This window comes from Brucella sp. RRSP16, from assembly GCF_052246815.1.
Lineage (GTDB): Bacteria > Pseudomonadota > Alphaproteobacteria > Rhizobiales > Rhizobiaceae > Brucella > Brucella intermedia.
This window is the reverse complement of record NZ_JBQQAM010000015.1, coordinates 17,079-38,219: the sequence shown is the minus strand read 5'-3', so window position 1 is coordinate 38,219 and position 21,141 is coordinate 17,079. Positions and strand designations below refer to the sequence as shown.

Sequence of the window (21,141 nt, the reverse complement as noted above, 5' to 3'; positions counted from 1 at the left end):
TTTGTGGTTCTGCCCTTTCTCGCCATTGCATTTTTGCTATAGAAGGCCACTTTCTCTATCAGGCTTTGTAGCTGCCGTGATTGAAGGACAGGATGATGCCCTCCCCCAAGAATGAACAACCCGTCCAGAAGCCTTCCTCGCGTTTCTTCATCGGCCTGTTTTCGGTGCTGGGCGCGGTTTTCTTCGTTCTATTCATGGGGCTTGGCATCTGGCAGGTGGAGCGCCTGCAATGGAAGCTCGATCTTATCGAACGGGTCGATGCGCGGGTCCATGCCGAGCCGGTCGCCGCACCCGCACGGGACGACTGGGCCAATGTCAACCAGAAGGATGACGAGTACCGCCGCGTCAAGCTGACCGGAACCTACCTGAATGACAAGGAAATACTGGTTCATGCGCTGACCGAACGCGGCGCGGGCTATTGGGTTCTGACCCCGATGCGCTCGCCCGACGGTGCGCTGACTTTCATCAATCGCGGCTTTGTTCCGAGCGACAGGCGCGATCCGTCTTCCCGCCACGAAACGCAAATTGCCGGGGAAACGACCGTAACCGGACTATTGCGCATGCCGGAACCGGACGGGTTTTTCCTGCGTCCGAATGATCCGGCGCGTAACGACTGGAACTCGCGCGATGTCGCAGCCTTTGCGCAGAAGCTCAATCTGGGTCAGGTCGCTCCCTATTTCATCGATGCCGATGCAAATTCCGCTGCCGGAGCGCTGCCCATCGGCGGTCTGACGGTCGTGAAATTCCGCAACAGCCATTTTTCCTATGCAATCACATGGTTCGCGCTTGCCGCCATGGTTGCCGGTGCCGCCATCTTTCTCTGGCGGCACGAGCGTAAATCATCAAACATGTAAGGCGTGACCGAGCGCCTTCATGCTGGCTTCGACAAAACCCTCGCTCAATGTCGGATGCGCGTGGATCGTTGCCGCGATGTCTTCCAGCCTTGCACCCATCTCCACGGCTTGCGCGAAGGAAGATGAAAGCTCGGATATGCCAACTCCGACGGCCTGAATACCAAGGATCAGGTGGTTATCCGCACGTGCGACGACACGGATCATGCCGTCTTCCCGCTCGACGGTCATTGCCCGGCCATTGGCCTGGAACGGGAAGATGCCGACCTGAATTTCATGGCCAGCCTTGCGGGCTTCATCCGGCGACAGGCCGACAGTGACGATTTCCGGATCGGTGAAGCAGACGGCAGGGATGCAGCGCTTGTCCCATACCTGGTTGCCGCCGGCAATGATCTCCGCCACCATCTCGCCCTGCGCCATGGCGCGATGGGCCAGCATCGGCTCGCCGGTCACGTCGCCGATGGCGTAGACGCCGCGCATGGAGGTGCGGCAGCGCTCGTCAATCCGGATGAAACGCCCATCCATATCCAGCCGGATTTCGCTCAAGCCCCAGCCATCGGTCTGCGGCTTGCGGCCTACCGTAACAAGTATCCTGTCTGCCTCGATGGTTTTCGTGGTTCCATCGGCGGTCAGGACTTCCAGCCCGGCCTCATCCTTTGAAAGTCCCTTGGCCGAAGTGCCGGTCAGGACTTCGACGCCGAGCGCCTTCAGGCGCGCCATGATGGGCCGCGTGAGTTCCGCATCATATTGCGGCAGGATGCGGTCTGTCGCCTCGACCACGGTGACCTTCGCACCAAGCTTGGCAAAGGCAGTGCCGATCTCAAGCCCGATATAGCCGCCGCCGACGATGGCGAGCTTTTCCGGTATCTTTTCCAGCGACAGCGCCTCGGTGGATGAAATGATTTTTCCGCCGAAAGGCAGCGCCTGAATTTCAACGGGAACCGAGCCGGTCGCGATCACGATGTTTTCGGCGTGGATCGTCTGGCGACCCGTATCGGTTTCAACGAGAACGGTCTTTCCGTCGAGAAAACGCGCCTGTCCATGGAACATGCGCACACGCGAGCGTTTCAGGAGACCGGCAACGCCGCTGTTGAGACGGTTGACGATGCTGTCTTTCCATTCGAGCGTTCTGGCGAAATCGATGGCCGGGTTCTCGGCGGAAATACCGAGCGCGCCCTTGGATGCAAAGACGGAAAGCCGGTGAAATTCGTCGGCCGCATGGATCAGCGCCTTGGACGGGATGCAGCCCACATTGAGGCAGGTGCCGCCAAGGCGCGTCTTCTCCACCAGCACCGTATCAATGCCAAGCTGGCCCGCCCGGATGCCGCAGACATAGCCGCCGGGGCCGCCGCCGATGATCAGGAGTTTGCAGGAAATCTCGCTCATTCGATCAGCCTTCTACAAAAATCATCGCAGGCGCTTCCAGAAGGCTTTTCAGCTTCTGCACGAAGACCGCCGCATCCCAGCCGTCGATCACGCGGTGGTCGAAACTGCATGACAGGTTCATCATCTTGCGCGGCACGAACTGCACCCCGTCCCACATCGGACGCACGGCCATCTTGTTGATGCCCACAATCGCGACTTCCGGACGATTGATGATCGGCGTCGTGGCGATTGCGCCGAGAGCCCCAAGCGACGTGATGGTGATGGTGGAACCGGTCAGTTCCTCCCGCTTGGCGGTGCCGTTGCGGGCGGCATCGGTCACGCGCGACAATTCGGAAGCCGCCGCAAATACGCTCATGCTTTCCGCGTGGCGCACCACCGGCACGATCAGGCCGTTCGGCGTCTGTGTGGCAATGCCGACATGCACGCCGCCGAACTGGCGGATGATGTCCGCTTCGTCATCGAAATGCGCGTTGAGGCCGGGCTGTTCCTTCACGGCTTTCACAATTGCCCGGATGATGAACGGCAACAGCGTCAGGCGCGGACGGCCTTCCTTCTTCTCGTTATTGAGACTATTGCGCAGTTCTTCCAACTGCGTGACATCGACCTCTTCGACGATAGTGATATGCGGAATGTGGCGTTTCGCTTCCGCCATGCGTTCGGCAATCTTGCGGCGAAGGCCGATGACCTTGATCTCATTGACCGAGGTGTCGGTCGCGTAGCCGGATAGAGCGGGAGCCGCGCCGGTTTCCTGCTGGAAATAGAGATCGAGATCGTCATGCGTGATGCGTCCTGCCGGTCCGGTGCCGCGAACCCGGCGCAGATCGACGCCCCCGTCGCGAGCACGCAGCCGGACAGAAGGCGTGGCAAGCGGCTTTTCACCTTCCTGGCGAACCGGTCCCGCGCCGGAGAAGGCACTGCCTGCGGCTTCGCGCTTCGGTACAGCGGGTTTCGGTGGAACAGGCGTCTGCAACAGAACAGGTGTTTCAGGCGCCGGCGCCGGTAGGGGTTTGGCCGCTTGCGCTGCCGCTGGAACCGGCTTTTCCTCAGCCTGTTCCTCCGGCGAGCCGCCCTCGATCTCCAGACGGACCAGTTCGGACCCGACCGCGATCTTCTCGCCTACCTCGCCATTGATGGCGATGACCTTGCCAGCGCGCGACGAGGGAATTTCCACCGTTGCCTTGTCGGTCATGACGGCTGCGAGAAGATCATCCTCGCGCACGACATCGCCGACCTTCACATGCCATTCGACGAGTTCGGCCTCGGCAACGCCTTCACCAACATCGGGGAGCTTGATCGTAAAATGTGCCATTTGCTTCGCCCCCTCAAGCTTCCATGATCGATGTAAGCGCGCGGCCCACCCGGTCCGGACCGGGGAAATAGGCCCACTCCTGCGCATGCGGATAAGGCGTATCCCATCCTGTGACGCGGATGATTGGCGCTTCCAGATGGTAGAAGCAATCACGCTGCACGAGAGCGGCAAGCTCCGCGCCATAGCCGCAGGTCAGCGTCGCCTCGTGCACGATCACGCAGCGCCCGGTCTTCTTCACCGAAGCCATGATGGTGTCGGTGTCGAGCGGCAAAAGCGTGCGAAGATCGATCACTTCCGCATCGACGCCGGTTTCCTCGACGGCGGCAAGCGCCACATGAACCATCGTGCCATAGGCAAGCACGGTCACGTCGCTGCCTTCGCGGCGAATAGCGGCCTTGCCAAGCGGCACGGTGTAATAGCCTTCCGGCACATCGCCGAGATCATGCTTTTTCCACGAGGTCACCGGGCGATCATGATGCCCGTCGAAAGGCCCGTTATAAAGGCGCTTCGGCTCGAACATGATAACCGGATCCGGGTCTTCGATCGCCGCCAGCAGCAGGCCCTTCGCATCGGCAGGCGTGGATGGCATGACGGTTTTCAGGCCCGACACGTGTGTGAACAGCGCCTCCGGGCTCTGGCTGTGCGTCTGCCCGCCATAGATGCCGCCGCCGGAAGGCATGCGGATCACGATAGGACAGGTGAACTCGCCCGCCGAGCGATAGCGCAGTCGCGCCGCTTCCGAAACGATCTGGTCATAGGCCGGGTAAACATAATCCGCAAACTGCACTTCAATGCAGGGGCGAAGGCCGTAAGCCGCCATGCCGATGGCAGTGCCCACGATGCCAAGCTCGCTGATCGGCGCGTCGAAGCAGCGTTCCTTGCCGTATTTCTTCTGGAGGCCAGCCGTACAGCGGAAAACACCGCCGAAATAACCCACATCCTCACCGAACACGACGACATTCTTGTCGCGTTCCATGGCAATGTCATGGGCGTTCTGGATCGCCTCGATCATGGTCATCTTGCTCATGGATTAAAACCCCGCTTCCTGGCGCTGGCGGATAAGATGCGGCGGCGTTTCAGCATAGACATCCTCGAACATGTCGCGCATGGATGGCTTGCGGCCATCATGCAGTGTGCCAATGGCTTCCGCCTCGCGCTGTGCGGCCACCACCAGATCCATCACCTCGGCTTCCGCCTGCTTGTGACGCTCGTCCGACCAGACACCGCGCTTGATAAGATGGTTCTTCAGTCGCAGGATCGGATCGCCAAGTGGCCATGCATCGCTTTCGGCTTTAGGGCGATAGGCGGACGGATCATCCGAGGTGGAATGCCCGCCAGCGCGGTAGGTCACATATTCGATGATGGTTGGCCCGAGATTGCGCCGGGCGCGTTCCACCGCCCATTTTGCAACCGCATGGACGGCCAGATAGTCGTTGCCGTCGACGCGAAGCGCCGGAATGCCGAAACCGTGCCCACGTGCGGCGAAAGTGCCGGAGCCGCCGCGTGCAATGCCCTGGAAGGTGGAAATGGCCCACTGGTTGTTGACGATGTTCATCACCACCGGGGCCTTGTAGGTCGAAGCAAAGACCAGTGCCGCGTGGAAGTCGCTTTCGGCTGTCGAGCCATCGCCGATCCATGCGGCGGCGATCTTCGTATCGTGGCTGATGGCCGACGCCATGGCCCAGCCGACGGCCTGCGTATATTGCGTTGCAAGATTGCCGGAGATGGTGAAGAAGCCGTGCTCCTTCGAGGAATACATCACCGGAAGCTGGCGGCCTTTCAGCGGATCGTGCTCATTGGAGAAAATCTGGTTCATCATGGTGACGAGCGGATAATCGTCGGCGATGAGCAGTCCGGCCTGACGATAGGTCGGGAAATTCATGTCGCCCTTGCGCAATGCCTTGCGGAAGGCGCAGCTTACCGCCTCCTCACCCAGATGCTGCATATAGAACGACGTCTTGCCCTGGCGCTGCGCCATCATCATGCGCGCATCATAGGCGCGCAGGATCATCATGTGGCGAAGACCCTCTTTCAGTTCGTCGTCGGTAAGTGTTCCTGCCCACGGGCCAACCGCCTCGCCATCACGATTGAGAACGCGGATGATGCTGAAAGCCAGATCGCGCATCGCTTCCGGTTTTTCATCGATCTCCGGTCTGCGAACGCTGCCCGCGCGCGGGATTTTGACATGGGAGAAATCCGGCGCGTCACCTGGCCGCCATTCCGGCTCGGGAACATGCAGGGATAGTACGACATCATCGCTCATGCGGGGAACCCTCGAAACTGGCCTGGCCACTGGCCTCGCAAATTTACGGAATGTCGAACGGGAAAATTTAAGACTGGTTCCGGAGCCCCCGGACCCGCTTTCGGCGCGTGAATATCACGCCGCCGATCTTGCTCCTCCCATGCGACATGGCGCCGATTTCCTCCTTCGGCACCATCCGCATTCAGGGTGGAACGGGTTCAAAAATAAAGCAAGATTATTTTTCGTGCCCCTTGGCACTCTTTCGTGAAACGGGTTCGCTCCTACCTGACCAGGGGGCGACGTCCATTGGACGAAACAAGCTTAGTTCCGCGATTTAAAAGGGATTTCAACTCGAATGTTTAGCGTCCCGATACCGCAACATTATTGCTTTTGATTGACGATAACGTCAGTACCCATCGGTACTATTCCGGCTCGTGCGAGCCATGTTGCCATCACTCATGAAACCGTGTGAGGCGTTTTGTCCATATTGGCCCGGCACGATTTGCAGCCACCGGACCAACCCGATTCTCCAAAAGAAAAGCCGCACCCGCGAGGGTACGGCTTCAATAGAAACTACGAATGTGGCTCTAGCGGATCGCCTTGCCGTTCGCATCGAACCGATGCACCTTGCCGTCATCGGGCGTGATGAAGATCACGTCGTCCTCATTGTAGTGGTGCTCGCCGAAGAGCCGCACTGTGATCAGGCCTGCTGCTTCTGTTTCGACGTAAAGGATCGTATCGGCCCCAAGATGTTCGGCATGGATAACCTTGCCTTTCCATCTGCCGCTATCGCGGCTGACGGAAATATGCTCGGGCCGGATACCGACCGTCTTCGCCCCTTCGTCGCCGATGCGGGTGCCGTCAACGAAATTCATCTGCGGCGAACCGATAAAGCCCGCGACAAAGAGATTATCGGGCTTGTTATATAGCTCCATCGGCGAGCCTACCTGCTCGATGCGACCGGCATTGAGAACGACGATGCGGTCCGCCAGCGTCATGGCCTCGACCTGATCGTGCGTGACATAGATCATCGTCGCCTTCAGCTCGCGGTGCAGCTTGGCGATCTCAAGCCGGGTCTGGACGCGAAGTGCCGCATCGAGGTTCGACAGCGGTTCGTCGAACAGGAACAGTTCCGGTTCGCGCACCAGTGCGCGGCCGATGGCGACACGCTGGCGCTGGCCGCCCGACATTTCCGCCGGGCGCCGTTCCAGATACGGGTCGAGCGACAACATGGCGGAAGCCTTCGAAACGCGCGTTTCGATTTCGGCTTTCGGCGTGCCTGCCTGCTTGAGGCCAAGTCCCATATTGTCCTTGACCGACAGGTGCGGATAAAGCGCATAGGACTGGAACACCATCGCAATGCCGCGCTTGGAGGGCGGCGTCACGGTTACGTCCTCACCATTGATGAGCACCTGCCCGGAGGAAACGTCTTCCAGCCCGGCGATGGAACGCAGCAGCGTTGACTTCCCGCAGCCGGACGGCCCGACGAAGATGATGAATTCCCCGTCCTGCACTTCCAGATTAATGTCTTTCAGGACTTCCTGCGCACCGTAGCGCTTGTGTACCGATTTGAGTAGCAGCGATCCCACGTATCAAATTCCCTTACAATTTGACCGGCTTGCCGGTGCGCACACTTTCATCCGCTGCAAGGCAGATGCGCAGCGATTGAAGCGCGTCATCCATATGGCGGTTGAGATCGATATCCTCGCGAATGGCCTTCAGCATGTAGGCCTGCTCGCGTTCACACAATTCCTGATGCCCCGGCTCGTCTGCCATGGAGAGGTCCGTATCCGGTTTCAGGAACTTGCCATCGGCTCCACGCTCGGCGCGGTGAACGCGGATGGTCGAGGTCTTGGTATGCGCGTCTACATCGTCGGATTTCGTCACGGCCTCGTTCATGACGATCGAGACGCAGCCATTGGGCGAGATGACGTCCTTCACGAAGAAGGCGGTCTCCGACATCATCGGGCCCCAGCCCGCCTCGTACCAGCCCACCGTACCGTCATCGAACAGCACCTGTAGATGGCCGTAATTATACATGTCTGGCTTGATCTCGTCGGAAAGGCGCAGGCCCATGCCGCGCACTTCCACGGGCTTGGCGTCGGTAATCTGGCACATGACGTCCACATAATGCACACCGCAGTCGACGATGGGCGACGTGGTGTTCATCAGGTTCTTGTGGGTTTCCCAGGTCGCGCCGCTGGACTGCTGGTTGAGGTTCATGCGGAAGACATAAGGTCCGCCAAGCTGGCGCGCCTCGGAGATGAGCCGCATCCAGGATGGATGATGGCGCAGGATATAGCCGATGACGAGCTTGCGCCCATTGGCCCGCGCGCAGTCGATCACGCGGCGCGCATCTTCGACCGTCGTTGCAAGCGGCTTTTCCACGAACACATGCGCACCCTGCTCCATCGCGGCGACGGCATAATCCGCATGGCTTTCCGAATAGGTGGCGACGCAGGCGAGATCGGGCTTCAGTTCCTTCAATGCTTCCAGGAAGGAAGGATGAATTTCATAGCCCGCCAGCTCGTCCGGAACCGCAACCTTGGTGCGATTGACGAGACCGACAATCTCAAAACCGGGATTGCGATGATAGGCGAGCGCATGGCTGCGGCCCATATTGCCGAGACCGGCGGAAAGAACACGAACAGGATTTTGCATTGCAGAACTCATTTTACAGCTCCCGCGGTAATGCCGCGGATCAGCTGCCGCGAGAAGAGAACATAGAGGATGAGGATCGGGAACATCGCCAGTGAAAGGGCCGAAAGAACAGCGTTCCAGTTGGTGACGAACTGACCGATGAAGAGCTGAGAACCGAGCGTTACCGTCTTGGTGGCTTCGCTTGGCGCAAGGATCAGCGGGAACCAGAGGTCATTCCAGATCGGGATCATGGTGAAGACGGCGACGGTCGCCATGGCAGGCCGGATAAGCGGCAGCACCAGCTTGAAGAAGATGGCATATTCCGACATGCCGTCTATTCGCCCGGCATTCTTCAAATCGTCGGACACGGTTCGCATGAATTCCGACAGGATGAAGATCGCCAGCGGCAGGCCCTGCGCGGTATAGACGAGGATAAGAGCCGTCAGCGTATTGACCAGACCGACCGCCACCATGCCTTGCAGCAGGGCCACCGTGCCGAGCCGGATCGGGATCATGATGCCGATGGCGAGATAGAGGCCCATCAGCGTATTGCCCTTGAAGCGGTATTCGGCGAGCGCGAAGGCTGCCATTGCTCCGAACAGGATCACGAAGAATATGCTGACCACGGTAACGATGGCGCTGTTCTGGAAGTAGGTCAGAAACGAGCCTTGCTTGAGAACCGTCTCATAACCGATGAGACTGAAACTTTCCGGTGTCGGAAACTGCAACGGCGTGCGGAAGATTGCGTTGCGGTCCTTGAAGGAATTGATCAGCGTCAGGGCCACCGGAAACACGGCGATCAGCATGTAGAAGATCAGGGCCGCATGGACGAGCGTGGTGCGAAGGGGCGATGTGCGTGCTTTCGACATGGTCTCGTCCTCAGAACTGATAGCGGCGCATGCGGCGCTGGATGCCGAACAGGTAGAGCGACACGCCTGCCAGAATGATGAGGAACATCACGGCGGCGATGGTCGCGCCCATCGACGGATTGCCAAGCTGCAACTGGAAGCCGAAGAAAGTGCGGTAAAGGAACGTGCCCAGAATGTCGGTCGACTTGTCCGGTCCCGCCAGCGCGCCCTGCATCGAATAGATGAGATCGAACGCATTGAAGTTGGCAACGAAGGTCATCACCGAGATCAGGCCGATCGATGGCAGGATCAGCGGCAGCTTGATCTTGAAGAACTGGCTCCAGCCGGTAATGCCGTCGCATTCCGCCGCCTCGATGATTTCATCGGGAATATTGAGCAGCGCCGCGTAGATCAGCATCATCGGAATACCGACGAACTGCCAGACCGAGACGAGTGACACAGTGACGAGAGCCGTATCGGCCTTGCCGAGCCACGGGCCGAACAGCCATTTCAGCCCGACGAGATCCATCATCCATGGAGCCACGCCCCAGATCGGCGACAGGATCAGTTTCCAGATGAAGCCGACGATAACGAAGGACAACAGCGTCGGAAGAAAGATCGCCGTGCGGTAGAAGGCGGCGAAACGCAGCTTCGGCAGCGACAGCATGGCCGCCAGCAGAATGCCGATCGGATTTTGAACGAGCATGTGAATGCAGAAGAATATGAAGTTGTTTTTCAAGGCATTCCAGAAATCACGCGACCAGTTCGGATCGCCGAAAAGTGCCTGGAAGTTCGCGAACCCCACGAAAGTGCGCTGTCCGTCGACGACATTGAAGAATGCCTGCCGCAAGGTCTCGATCAGGGGCAGGACCATCACTGCCGTGTAGATCAGGACGCAGGGCAGAAGAAACACAAGTATATGCCAGCGCCTCGGGCGCTTGTGCACGATACCTGTCATGTCGGCAGATTGGCTCATATAGGCATTCGCTCTTCAAGAGCATTTCCAGCAGAGGATGAACCGCTTGCATTCGGAAATGCATAAAACCGATGGCTGGCGTTCTTTCTCACGAGAAAGCGTGCAAACCGGAGAAAGCCGGGCTTCCCCTCCCCGCACGCTCGCGTCATTTTAAACTGACACGGAATGCACCGAATGCAAAACGGCATGTCGATGCGCCAGACGAAAAGATATGGGCGGCGCGCCCCCGCGATCGCCGCCCATAAAGCCCCGCGTGTTTATTTCGCAGGCTTGAACCAGCTGTCGAGACCTTCCTGAAGCTTCTTCGCAGCGTCTTCCGGCGTTACGGTGCCGTTGATGACGTTGGCCGACTGAACCCAGGTTTCATTTTCGAGGTTCGGCGTGCCACGCGACAGAATCTGGTAGGTCGAACGAATGGTCGGCTTGCACTTTTCGCGCCAGGAAACAAATTCCTGCGCCAGCGGATCGCTCATCTTCACCGCGGTCGAGTTCAGGCTGAAGAAGCCCGGCAGCGCGTTGGCGTAGATTTCAGCGAATTCAGGCGAAGCAACCCAGTTCAGGAACACCTTTGCCTGTTCTGCGTGCTTGCTCGAAGCGTTGAGACCGAGGCCGATGTCGTTGTGGTCGGAGATGTAGCAGGTGTCGCCTGCATTCTTGACCGGCGGCGGGAACGCGCCCATCTTGAACTGCGCCTGCGTATTGAACAGGCCGATTTCCCACGAGCCTGCCGGATAGATGGCCGCGCGACCGAGGGTGAACAGGTTCTGGCTGTCCGGATAGGTCTGCGCTTCGAAACCGTCGCCCAGATAGTCCTTCCACTTGGCAAGAACCTTGAACGGCTCCACCCACTGCGGGTCGGTCAGCCTCTGCGTACCGGCGATCAGTGCCTTGCGGCCCTCTTCGCCCTTCCAGTAGGTCGGGCCGATGTTCTGGTAGCCCATGGTTGCGGCTTCCCACATGTCCTTCGTGCCCATGGCCATCGGGATGTAGTCGCCGTCTGCCTTGATCTTTTCGAGAACGTCAAAGAATTCGGCTTCCGTGGCCGGAACCTTGAGACCCAGCTTGTCGAAGGCTTCCTGATTGTAGATGAAGCCGTGAATGACCGAAGCCATCGGCACGCAGAAGGTCTTGGAACCGTCGTCGGTGGTCCAGGCGGACTTGGCGACGTCGGAGAAGTTCTTCATGCCTTCCAGATCGGTGAGATCGGCGAGCTTGCCCTTGTTGAAGAGCTCAAGCGAAGTGTCGAAAGGACGGCAGGAAATGAGGTCGCCGCCCGAACCGGCGTCAAGCTTGGCATTGAGGGCCGCGTTGAATTCGGTTGGCGCGCTCGGTGCGAAATTGATCTTGATGCCAGGGTTCTTGGCTTCAAAAGCCGGAATGATCTTTTCCTGCCATATCTGCAGATCGTCGTTACGCCAGCTTTCAACCGTCAGCGTAACGTCTTCGGCCAGCGCAGCCGATCCCGACGCCAGAAGCGTGGAACCCAGCAGCATGAGTTTGAACGTATTACGAACCATTTGACCTTCTCCCGTTTTTTGAGCGCGGATGCGCAAAAGAGGCGAAAGCACGCCAGACCGCTTCGGTACGATCACTCCTCGCGTTACGGGATTGTACCGGGCCCCCGCCGGTTGTCTCCATCCCAAATCCGCGTGACCCACGCACTCAGCGGCACTGCGCTCCCCTTCTGCTGAAATTAATGCCAAAAACGTACCAATTGTCCAGAGAAGTTTACAACTTTCGCGCAGAAAAATTCAGAGCGGCTTTTTTTCCTTAATTGTTTCAATGAATTAATCAAATTTTTCACAAGTCGACAAATCTGCTTGGTTAATGGTATTTTTTTGGTATCTTCAAGCCGGAGGTATCTTCATGACTGAATTCTTCATTGGCGTTGATGGCGGTGGCACCGGATGCCGTGCTGTTGTGGCCGGCAGCGATGGTGCGATTCTGGGTTCAGGGCGCAGCGGCTCTGCCAATATCGTCACCGATCCGCAGACGGCGCTGATCAATGTGATCGCGGCGGTCGACAACGCTTTTGACGATGCCGGGCTGGACAAGGCGCACTATGCAAACAGCCACGCGGTTCTTGGCCTTGCCGGCGGCAATGTCGAGGGTGCGGGCGTACCGATAGAACGCGGCCTGCCCTTTGCGCACTCCGATGTGGAATTCGACGGCGTGATTGCGCTCCAAGGCGCGCTTGGCGATCAGGATGGCATCGTCGCCATTCTTGGAACCGGTACGGCCTATATCACGCGACGGAACGGCCGCATCCATTCGGTCGGCGGCTGGGGTTTTCCCTTGGGCGACCTCGGCAGCGGCGCGCGGCTCGGTCAAAGCCTGCTGCAGGAAAGCCTGCTTGTGCATGACGGCATTCATCGACGCACGCGCCTGACGACCGATCTCCTCGATGAGTTCGACAATAACCCCGACAATCTGGTCGAGTTCGCCTGGACGGCAAAACCCGGCGACTTCGGCAAATATGCTCCGCGTGTTTTCCAATATGCCAGTGAAGGCGATGAAACGGCGCGTATGCTGCTGGAGCGCTCCGCCGGTTATATCAGCGAAACGCTCGACATGCTGATCAATCAGGGCGCCGAACGCATCAGCCTGCTTGGCGGCATGGCGCCGCTCTATGTGGAATGGCTGCCTCCCCACCAGCAGGCGCTTCTGGTCGCCCCCGCGGCGGATGCATTGACAGGCGCGCTTCAGCTCGCTCTCAAGCGATATGGGCCGCAAAATGGAAGGGCGCGCGAATGAGCGGAAATTTCAGCGCTTTCCTTCCCAAGAACCTCCAAGGTTCCGCCCCTTCTTCCGGAGGGCCGCTTTACATGCAGTTGCGCCAGTCGCTGGAAGCCGCGATCCGCGCCGGACAACTGGTTGACGGCGAAGCCCTGCCGCCGGAACGCGACATCGCCGAATATGCCAATATCAGCCGCGTCACTGTGCGAAAGGCCGTGGACGATCTGGTAAAGGCCGGGCTTCTGGTGCGCCGTCACGGTTCCGGCACTTTCGTCGTGCGTCCGAGCGAGCGCGTGCAGCAGTCGCTTTCCATGCTGACCTCGTTCACCGAAGACATGGCACGACGCGGCATCACAACGCAATCCAAATGGCTGGAACGCGGTCTTTACTATCCCTCGCCCGAGGAAATGATGAAACTGGGCGTTTCCTCGGAAACCCGCGTTGCCCGCCTTGGCCGTCTGCGCATGGCGAGCGATCTGCCGCTGGCCATCGAACGGGCCAGCCTCTCGAGTGAAATCCTGCCCGACCCGGATGCGGTCAAGGGTTCGCTCTATGCCGAACTGAACCGTAACGGGTTTCGCCCCGTTCGCGCTGTCCAGCGCATCGCCGCCTGCAACATCAAGGACCCGGATGCACGCATTCTTGGCGTCAAGGAGGGAGACGCTGGCCTGTCCATCGAGCGGATTTCCTATCTGCCCTCCGGCCGGGTGGTCGAATTTACAAAATCACTCTATCGCGGCGATGCTTATGATTTCGTGGCGGAGCTGACGATACCGCAGCCTTGAATGAGTTTATCAATGAAAACGGCCCGTTTCCGGGCCGTTTTGGTTCGTATCAATGATGTTTCTTGCCTTCCCGGGCCATATCCGCCGTCGGATCTGCCGACAGGCGCCTGCGCGCCCGGTCGTCCATCAGCTCATACCACATGGCATTGAGCACGGCGAAAGCTGCTGCAAGCGGAAGCCCCAGTAACCAGGAAAAATACCACATCTTGCTTCCTTTCCGATTAGAGCATTTCCAGCAAAAGTGCGAAGCGTTTTTGCGTAGGACAATGCGTAAAACAAAGAGATAGAGCGCTCCAGCGGCTCCGGTTGAACCGGAACCGCTCTAATAGGCGTGGTTGCTGTCGTCTTCGATCATGTCCTTTTCGACCTTGCCCCACAAAACCTTGTAGACCCAGGACGTGTAGACGACGATCAGCGGCAGGAAGATGAGCGTCACCACCAGCATGATGAACAGTGTCATATGGCTGGAAGACGAATCCCACACCGTCAGGCTGGCGCGTGGATCGAGCGACGATGGCAGGATGAACGGGAACATCGACACGCCGACCGATGAAATGATGCCGAAAATCGACAGCTTTCCAAACAGCAGCGGCGCGACTTCACGACGGCTGCGCAGCGCGACGAAGACCGCAAGCGCTCCAAGGATGCCGAGCGCCGGAGCAATCAGCAGGATTGGATAGTTCGCATAATTGGCGAACCATGCGCCGTGATCCAGTTCCACCGTCTTGCGCAGCGGATTGGACGGGCCGTCCGTGACGACAGCGCTTGTGATGCGGTAGCCCGAAATCCAGAGCCAGCTGATCACCCCGGCCAGAACATAAAGGACAACGGTCAGAAGCGACGCGATGCTGCCATAGAACCGCGCACGCGCCTGTACTTCCCCGGTCGTTTTCAGGACCAGCCACGAGGCGCCATGCATGGAGAGCATCGTGACTGAGAGCACACCGCAAAGCAGCGCGAACGGATTGAGCAGGCCGAAGAACGAACCTTCGTAGAATATCTGAAGGTCGTCGGCGAGCCGGAAGGGAATGCCCTGCAGGACGTTGCCGACGGCAACGCCGAAGATGAGGGCAGGCACGAAACCGCCGATGAACAGCGCCCAGTCCCAGCCCTTTCTCCAGGCTTCGCTGTCCCGCTTGGAGCGATACTTGAAGCCGACCGGACGCAGGATGAGTGCGAACAGGATGACAAACATCGCCAGATAGAAGCCCGAGAAGGACACCGCGTAGAGCGGTGGCCAGGCGGCGAAAATGGCGCCGCCGCCCAGAATCAACCAGACCTGATTGCCTTCCCAGACCGGGCCGATCGTGTTGATGATGATGCGCCGCTCCACATCGGTCTTGCCGACCACCGGCATGAGAATGTCCACGCCGAGATCGAACCCGTCCATCGCGGCGAAGGCAATCAGCAATACACCGAGCAGTACCCACCAGATGATGCGCAGGGTTTCATAGTCCAACAAATCGCTGAGTATCATGATCCTTACTCCGCAGGTGCGATGCTGGCCGGGGCGAGAATTGCTTCCGGCTTGCTGTCGGGTTCAGGTCCGGCCTTGATGGCGCGGATCATCAGGCCCATCTCAATGATGAAGAGAACCGTATAGATCGCCACGAAACCAAGTATCGTCAGCAGCACTGTGGACGCCCCGAGGTTTGAGACGCCGACCGCCGTCGGCAATATGCCCTCGATGACCCAGGGCTGACGGCCGAACTCGGCCACGATCCAGCCCATTTCGGCTGCGATCCACGGCAGCGGTATCGCAAATACGGCTACCCGCAGCAGGAACGGATAACGGTCGAGCTTGCGACGGGCGGACAGCACGAAGAATGTGCCCGTCAGCAGGATCAGGAAGAAGCCGATGCCCACCATGATGCGGAATGCCCAGAACAGGGGCAGCACGCCGGGAACCGTGTCGTTGGCGGCCTGCGTGATCTGCGCGTCGGTTGCCTGACGCGGATCGTCGACATAGCGCTTCAGCAGAAGCGCATAGCCCATCCACTGGCTGTTATCGGCAAAAACGTCCTTCACTTCCTGCGGAACGGCGTTCGTATCGCCAGCCGCGCGGATTTTCTGCAAGGCGTCATAGGCGACGATACCGTTCCTGATATGGTTTTCCGCATTCTGGACCAGATCGTTGATGCCCTGGATCGGGGTTGTGAGAGAGCGGGTGCCGATCAGGCCCATGACCCATGGAATACGCACCGCGAAATGGGTTTCGCGCGCCTCCTGATTGGGGAAGCCGAAGACCGTAAACGGCGCAGGTGCCGGTTCCGTTTCCCACATGGCTTCGATGGCGGCGATCTTCATCTTCTGGTGTTCATTGGCCAGATAGCCGCTTTCGTCACCGAGAACGACAACCGAAAGCGAAGCGGCCAGACCGAAGGAAGCCGCGATGGTGATGGAACGCTTGGCAAGCTCTACCGAACGCCCCTTGAGGAGATACCAGGCGGAAATACCCAGGACGAAAATGGCTGCTGTGACATAACCGGCTGATACCGTATGCACGAACTTTGCCTGGGCGACCGGGTTCATCAGCACGGCGAAGAAATCGGAGATTTCCATGCGCATGGTTTCGGGATTGAACGCCGAACCGACCGGATTCTGCATCCAGCCATTGGCGATCAGAATCCATAGCGCCGAGAAGTTGGAGCCCGCCGCAACCGCATAGGTCGCCATGAGGTGCCCGACTTTCGACAGGCGATCCCATCCGAAGAAGAACAGGCCCACGAAGGTCGCTTCGAGGAAGAATGCCATGAGGCCTTCAATGGCGAGCGGTGCGCCGAAGATGTCGCCGACATAGTGGCTGTAATAGCTCCAGTTCATGCCGAACTGGAATTCCATCACGATGCCCGTCGCAACGCCCATCACGAAGTTGATGCCAAACAGCGTACCCCAAAATTTCGTCATCTGCCGCCAGATGAGTCGCCCCGTCATAACGTAAACGGTTTCCATGATGGCAAGCAGCACGGAAAGACCCAAGGTCAGAGGTACGAAGAGGAAGTGATAAAGTGCCGTGATCGCAAACTGCAATCGCGACAGGGAGACAATATCGAGTTCCATCTCTTTAAGCCGGTAGATCCGGCCCTCCTGGTGTTATGAGCTGCGCTCCAGCGCTGCCCCCTTTGAAAGCGGGCGGGTTCCTGAAAACCCGTTTCCCGCGCTTCAATTCCAACTACCGGTCCAAGTTCCGGTTAAGCCACCGACACGAGCCTTAACCGTCCCGGTGCTGTTCGCTCACCTCATGTTTTCGAGGATTTCGTCAAAGCGCCCTGTCTCCTTACCTACGGACTCAATTAGAGCGCCTTGATTTAAAACAATGATCCGTTCACAAATTCGCGCCTCGCGACGGATATGCGTGGCGATCAGCAATGTACGTGAACCCGCCCGCGCCTTGAGGCGCTCAAGGACATCCTCGGCTGTCGCATTGTCCAGACCCTCGGTCGGTTCATCCAGCAGCCAGAGCGGCGCATCGGTCAGAAACAGCCGCGCAAGGGCCAGGCGGCGGGCCTGCCCGCCCGACAACCCCAGACCGCCCTCGCCCAGCATCGCATCCAGCCCGGCTGGCAATTCCCTGATAAATGTCCCAAGGCCAGCGGCGTCCAGCGCATCCATCAGTTCATGATCGCCTGCATCGGCGCGCGCCAGACGCAGATTATCGCGAAGACTGTCCTGAAAAAGCTCGGTCCGCTGTGTGAGAAGGCGTGTCGGCAACACCGCGACACTGCCCTGCGTTGCTTGAATTTCTCCTGCGAGCAGACTGAACAGCGTCGATTTGCCTGCGCCGCTTGTGCCGACGATGGCGACACGCTCACCAGCAGCAATATCGAGCGTGATATTTTTGAGGGCATCGCGTTCGGCACCCTCATGGCGAGCGGAAACGCTTTTCAGCTGAACCGCCTTGCCATTCGCTGGCCGTTGCGGCGCTGCGGGTTCGGCCTCATCCGTCAGTTGAGGCGCGACGCGCTTCGCAGCGAGGACTGTGCGGCCAAGTTCCATCGCGCCGCGCCGCAATGCGGAAAAAGGCTCCATCGCGCCAAGAATGACGAGCATTCCGAGCGCTGCGACGGGGGCTCCTATCGTCTCTGCCTGCATCAATAATCCAACAGCGACGAGACCGCCTGCAAGCAAGGATGCGTGAACGATGCCGAAACCGGCGCCGGTAACGATTTCTATGCGGTTGAGCCTGCGATCCGATGCGGCGATGTAACCATCGGCGCGGGCCAATGCGAGCTTCTGATCTGCAAGCCGCCCGGCCATCAGAAGTTCGGTCTGACCGGCCACAAGATCGACCGTGCGGGCGCGCAGCGCTTCCGTGCCCTTGGCGCGCCGGCGCATGGATTTTTCGGAACGGCGGGCAGCTGCAAGCGGAATACAAAGACCAGCCGCAAGTAGGACGGTCGCCACCACCAGCCCAAAAATCGGGTTCATCAGACCGAGCGCGATACCGGCAACAAGGGCGGTGGCAAGCGCAGCGCCAATCGGCACCACCACGCGCAGATAAAGCGAGTCGAGCGCATCGATGTCCGCGGTCAGACGGAAGAGAAGGCGCGCCGGACGTTTTAGCAGCGTATTTGCAGCGCTTGGGCGCGCCCAGCTGCGGAACAGTTTTTCGCGCAGGGCCGCGAGGATCGCGAGCGTCGCATCATGGGTGACGAGCCGTTCGAGATAGCGTGAACCGGTCCGCAGGATCGCAAGCAGGCGAATACCGGCGGCGGGCGCGAACACGTCGAACACAACCGCCGTGGCGATGCTCATGCCTGCGATTGCCGTTGCGGTTATAAACCACCCCGACAGGCCAAGAAGTGCAATGCCGGCGAGGACCGTTACGGTTGCCGTTGCGATACCTGCAAGGAGAGCTGTTCCCTTGGTGCGGAAAAAGAGCCTGAGGATCGGCTGCAATGACTGGAAACCATTCATTCAGCTGCCCTCCTCTGCCAAAGCGGATCGTTGCTCACGCCGCCATCCAGACGGACGACGCGATCCATCCTGCGGGCAAGGGTTTCGTCATGGGTAGCGACGATCAGAGTCTTGCCTCTGGCAAGCTTCAAAAGACTGTCGGCAATGAGCGTTGCCGTTTCCTGATCAAGATGAGCGGTCGGTTCATCAGCCAGGAGAATATCTGCACCGGGATCGACAGCCGCACGGGAAAGCGCCAGCCGCAGGGCCTCGCCCCCGGAAATGCCGGCCCCGTTTTCACCAATCAGGCTGTTGCCGGTAACGCCCAGAACATGACCAAGCGCCATGTCGTCGATAATGGCCCTGGTGGCTTCCACGTCGGTGTGTCGGCCAAGGGTGATATTTTGACGGGCCGATCCGGCAAAGATGTGCGGTTTCTGTCCGATCCAGCTCATCCTTGCACGAAGTGCTGCTGCGGTTTCATCTGTCAGCGCCACGCCGCCGATCTCGATCCGGCCAGCCTGCGGAGCCGTCAGCCCGGCAACAAGCGCCAGAATGGTGGATTTTCCGTAGCCACTCGGCGCGAGCAGAGCTACGTGTTCTCCAGCCTCGATGTTGAGGCTGAATTCGTTGAGAACCTTGGCTCCCGTCCCGTAACTGAAGCCGATATTGTGCAAGCCCACTGTGGGGGTTCCGCTCATTGCTGTCGGGCTTTCGCTCTTTCCGACAACGGTCATCGGATGTTCGGAAAGCTTTTCCAGCGCGTCGATAGAAGCTTCACCCGCAGCGCGGTCATGCCAGACGGCGGAAAGATCGCGTAGCGGCTCAAAGAACGCAGGCGACAGAAGCAGGACGAAAAGACCTTCCGCCAACGTCAGCTTATGGCCCCACGCTCCGAAGTTGAGCTGGCCCAGCAAATGAAAGCCAATGTAGACCGCGACCATGGCGACGCCAATTGCCGCGAAAAGTTCAAGCACGGCGGATGACAGAAATGCGATGCGCAGGACGGACATGGTTTTCGAGCGCAGGGTTTCCGCATTCTCGCGCAACCGGTTCGCGGTAGCATCCACGGCATGGAATGTGCGGATGGTGGCAAGGCCGCGCAGGCGGTCGAGCAGAAAACCGTTCATGCCGCCAAGAGCGATAAGCTGCTTTTCACTGGCCGCTTTTGCGCGCCAGCCGATCAGCGCCATGAATATCGGTATCAGCGGGGCTGCAACCATCAGGACAAGCGCCGCAGCCCAGGAATACCAGAGCACGACTGCAATTATGGCCAATGGAACCAGCATGACGCGAATGCGCACCGGCACGAAACGGGAAAGATAAGGAACGACCATTTCCGCTTGTTCGGCAAGAATGCTTGCAGCCTCGCCGGATGATGGGCGCATCACATCGAGGGGCGAGCGCTCAGCAAGCGCCGCAACGGCATTGGTTCGCAGTCGGGAAAGCTCTTGCCGGGCGGCATCGAAAGCCTTCGCCGCACCTGCACTTTCGAGAATGCTGCGCAGGCAGCCAAGAATGAAGATGCCTGCAGCACTGTAATAGACGGAATTGTCGAAGCCGGTATCGGCCAGCCGCCCGATCGCATAAGCGAGAATGCCCGCCTGCGGCAGCCACAAAAGTGCGGCCAATGCCTGAAGATATGCCCCCCGCTTCAGCAAGGACGGAACAGGACGACGTTGCGGGCGGCGCGAACTTTGCCGGATGCCCGTCACTTCGCCGCCTTCTGCCGTCAATGTTTCCGTTCGGGGGACAACGGATGTCACTCTCGCTTAGACTCCTTTTTGGCCGATGTTCGCCCGCGCCCCAGCGCCACGATCCTGTCCGTGGTCTCAAGGAAGCGGGTCACCTTGGCGCCAAGCGCCAGGAGACTGGTCAAACGGTCCGTATCGAGCCGCTTGACGTCGTCGTACCAGTTGGTCAGCCTTTCGATCAGGCCGTACATGTCCTTCATGCGATCCTGCGCATAAAGATCGCTTTCGCCCTTCGGCTGTTCCATGAGGATCTCGCGCAGAACGGTAAGCGTGGGATCGATCTCGCGCTTCTTGCGCTCCTCGGCGAGCGTGCGCAGGATCTGCCACACATCGTCGGGCGTCGTGAAGAAATCGCGACGATCACCGGGAATGTGCTTCAGCAACACCAGATTCCAGCCTTGCAACTCGCGGATACCCATGGAGACGTTCGAACGTGACACACCGAGAGCGTCGACGATCTGGTCGGCGCAAAGAGGGTCAGGCGATATGTAAAGCAGCGCATATATCTGCCCCACGGTGCGGTTGATGCCCCAACGGCTGCCCATTTCTCCGAAGTGGAGCACGAACGATTGAACGATTGGCGACAATTCCAAAATTCTCTCTCCCGTAAATTCTGAATTTTCAGAAATTACTGAAAATCAGATAATTCAAATGGTCAGTTCCTTCAATCCGCTTGCCCCCGGGTCTGGCCCGAATGGACAATTGGCCGCAGCCCCGG

Annotated in this window: 18 protein-coding genes; 3 read left to right on the top strand and 15 right to left on the bottom strand. The window is 59.1% G+C overall.

Going from position 1 to position 21,141, the window contains the following annotated elements:
* Window positions 1–92: 92 nt before the first annotated feature.
* Window positions 93–854 (top strand): SURF1 family protein, encoded by a 762-nt coding sequence (locus tag ACS5UA_RS19985; RefSeq protein WP_021586060.1) that lies wholly within the window; start codon window positions 93–95, stop codon window positions 852–854.
* Here ACS5UA_RS19985 and lpdA read toward each other — a convergent pair.
* The 9 genes from lpdA to ACS5UA_RS19940 all read right to left on the bottom strand — a co-directional run bounded on the left by lpdA (window position 843) and on the right by ACS5UA_RS19940 (window position 11,769).
* Window positions 843–2,237, bottom strand: a complete 1,395-nt coding sequence (gene lpdA, locus ACS5UA_RS19980) for a dihydrolipoyl dehydrogenase (RefSeq protein ID WP_273771615.1) — start codon at window positions 2,235–2,237, stop codon at window positions 843–845. The genes ACS5UA_RS19985 and lpdA overlap by 12 nt on opposite strands.
* Window positions 2,238–2,241: 4 nt before the next feature.
* Window positions 2,242–3,546, bottom strand: a complete 1,305-nt coding sequence (locus ACS5UA_RS19975) for a dihydrolipoamide acetyltransferase family protein (protein ID WP_021586062.1) — start codon at window positions 3,544–3,546, stop codon at window positions 2,242–2,244.
* Window positions 3,547–3,559: 13 nt separating this feature from the next.
* Window positions 3,560–4,573, bottom strand: coding sequence for an alpha-ketoacid dehydrogenase subunit beta (locus ACS5UA_RS19970; protein ID WP_021586063.1), 1,014 nt, complete (start codon window positions 4,571–4,573; stop codon window positions 3,560–3,562).
* Window positions 4,574–4,576: 3 nt separating this feature from the next.
* Window positions 4,577–5,809, bottom strand: coding sequence for a 3-methyl-2-oxobutanoate dehydrogenase (2-methylpropanoyl-transferring) subunit alpha (locus ACS5UA_RS19965; protein WP_021586064.1), 1,233 nt, complete (start codon window positions 5,807–5,809; stop codon window positions 4,577–4,579).
* Between the two features lie 566 nt (window positions 5,810–6,375).
* Window positions 6,376–7,377 carry an ABC transporter ATP-binding protein gene (locus ACS5UA_RS19960; RefSeq protein ID WP_021586066.1) on the bottom strand — a complete coding sequence of 334 codons (1,002 nt, stop codon included), beginning with the start codon at window positions 7,375–7,377 and terminating at the stop codon, window positions 6,376–6,378.
* A 13-nt stretch (window positions 7,378–7,390) separates the two neighbouring features.
* Window positions 7,391–8,461, bottom strand: a complete 1,071-nt coding sequence (locus tag ACS5UA_RS19955) for a Gfo/Idh/MocA family protein (protein WP_006468814.1) — start codon at window positions 8,459–8,461, stop codon at window positions 7,391–7,393.
* The gene (locus ACS5UA_RS19950) at window positions 8,458–9,297 is read right to left on the bottom strand and encodes a carbohydrate ABC transporter permease (protein ID WP_021586067.1); all 840 of its coding nucleotides are present in this window, start codon (window positions 9,295–9,297) and stop codon (window positions 8,458–8,460) included. The genes ACS5UA_RS19955 and ACS5UA_RS19950 overlap by 4 nt, the downstream gene beginning before the upstream one ends.
* 10 nt (window positions 9,298–9,307) lie before the next feature.
* Window positions 9,308–10,252: a carbohydrate ABC transporter permease gene (locus tag ACS5UA_RS19945; protein ID WP_006468812.1), complete on the bottom strand. Its 945-nt coding sequence runs from the start codon at window positions 10,250–10,252 to the stop codon at window positions 9,308–9,310.
* 257 nt (window positions 10,253–10,509) lie between these two features.
* The gene (locus ACS5UA_RS19940; protein ID WP_443101726.1) at window positions 10,510–11,769 is read right to left on the bottom strand and encodes an ABC transporter substrate-binding protein; all 1,260 of its coding nucleotides are present in this window, start codon (window positions 11,767–11,769) and stop codon (window positions 10,510–10,512) included.
* Window positions 11,770–12,118: 349 nt separating this feature from the next.
* Here ACS5UA_RS19940 and ACS5UA_RS19935 point away from each other — a divergent pair, with 349 nt between their 5' ends.
* Window positions 12,119–13,006, top strand: coding sequence for an N-acetylglucosamine kinase (locus ACS5UA_RS19935; RefSeq protein ID WP_021586069.1), 888 nt, complete (start codon window positions 12,119–12,121; stop codon window positions 13,004–13,006).
* Window positions 13,003–13,773: a GntR family transcriptional regulator gene (locus ACS5UA_RS19930; RefSeq protein WP_021586070.1), complete on the top strand. Its 771-nt coding sequence runs from the start codon at window positions 13,003–13,005 to the stop codon at window positions 13,771–13,773. The genes ACS5UA_RS19935 and ACS5UA_RS19930 overlap by 4 nt, the downstream gene beginning before the upstream one ends.
* A 49-nt stretch (window positions 13,774–13,822) precedes the next feature.
* On the opposite strand, the gene cydX is transcribed toward ACS5UA_RS19930, so the two are convergent.
* The 6 genes from cydX to ACS5UA_RS19900 form a co-directional block, all read right to left on the bottom strand.
* The gene (gene cydX / locus ACS5UA_RS19925) at window positions 13,823–13,978 is read right to left on the bottom strand and encodes a cytochrome bd-I oxidase subunit CydX (protein ID WP_006468808.1); all 156 of its coding nucleotides are present in this window, start codon (window positions 13,976–13,978) and stop codon (window positions 13,823–13,825) included.
* A gap of 117 nt (window positions 13,979–14,095) precedes the next feature.
* Window positions 14,096–15,250 (bottom strand): cytochrome d ubiquinol oxidase subunit II, encoded by a 1,155-nt coding sequence (gene cydB / locus ACS5UA_RS19920; protein ID WP_021586071.1) that lies wholly within the window; start codon window positions 15,248–15,250, stop codon window positions 14,096–14,098.
* Between the two features lie 5 nt (window positions 15,251–15,255).
* A complete protein-coding gene (locus tag ACS5UA_RS19915; RefSeq protein WP_006468806.1) occupies window positions 15,256–16,833 on the bottom strand; it encodes a cytochrome ubiquinol oxidase subunit I in 1,578 nt (525 codons plus the stop codon).
* A gap of 174 nt (window positions 16,834–17,007) precedes the next feature.
* Window positions 17,008–18,690, bottom strand: coding sequence for a thiol reductant ABC exporter subunit CydC (gene cydC, locus ACS5UA_RS19910; RefSeq protein ID WP_021586072.1), 1,683 nt, complete (start codon window positions 18,688–18,690; stop codon window positions 17,008–17,010).
* Complete coding sequence (gene cydD, locus ACS5UA_RS19905) at window positions 18,687–20,435, bottom strand: thiol reductant ABC exporter subunit CydD (RefSeq protein WP_031346420.1); 1,749 nt, start codon at window positions 20,433–20,435, stop codon at window positions 18,687–18,689. Before cydD ends, cydC begins: the two co-directional genes overlap by 4 nt.
* Window positions 20,432–21,016, bottom strand: a complete 585-nt coding sequence (locus tag ACS5UA_RS19900) for a GbsR/MarR family transcriptional regulator (protein ID WP_443101725.1) — start codon at window positions 21,014–21,016, stop codon at window positions 20,432–20,434. The genes cydD and ACS5UA_RS19900 overlap by 4 nt, the downstream gene beginning before the upstream one ends.
* Window positions 21,017–21,141: the final 125 nt, after the last annotated feature.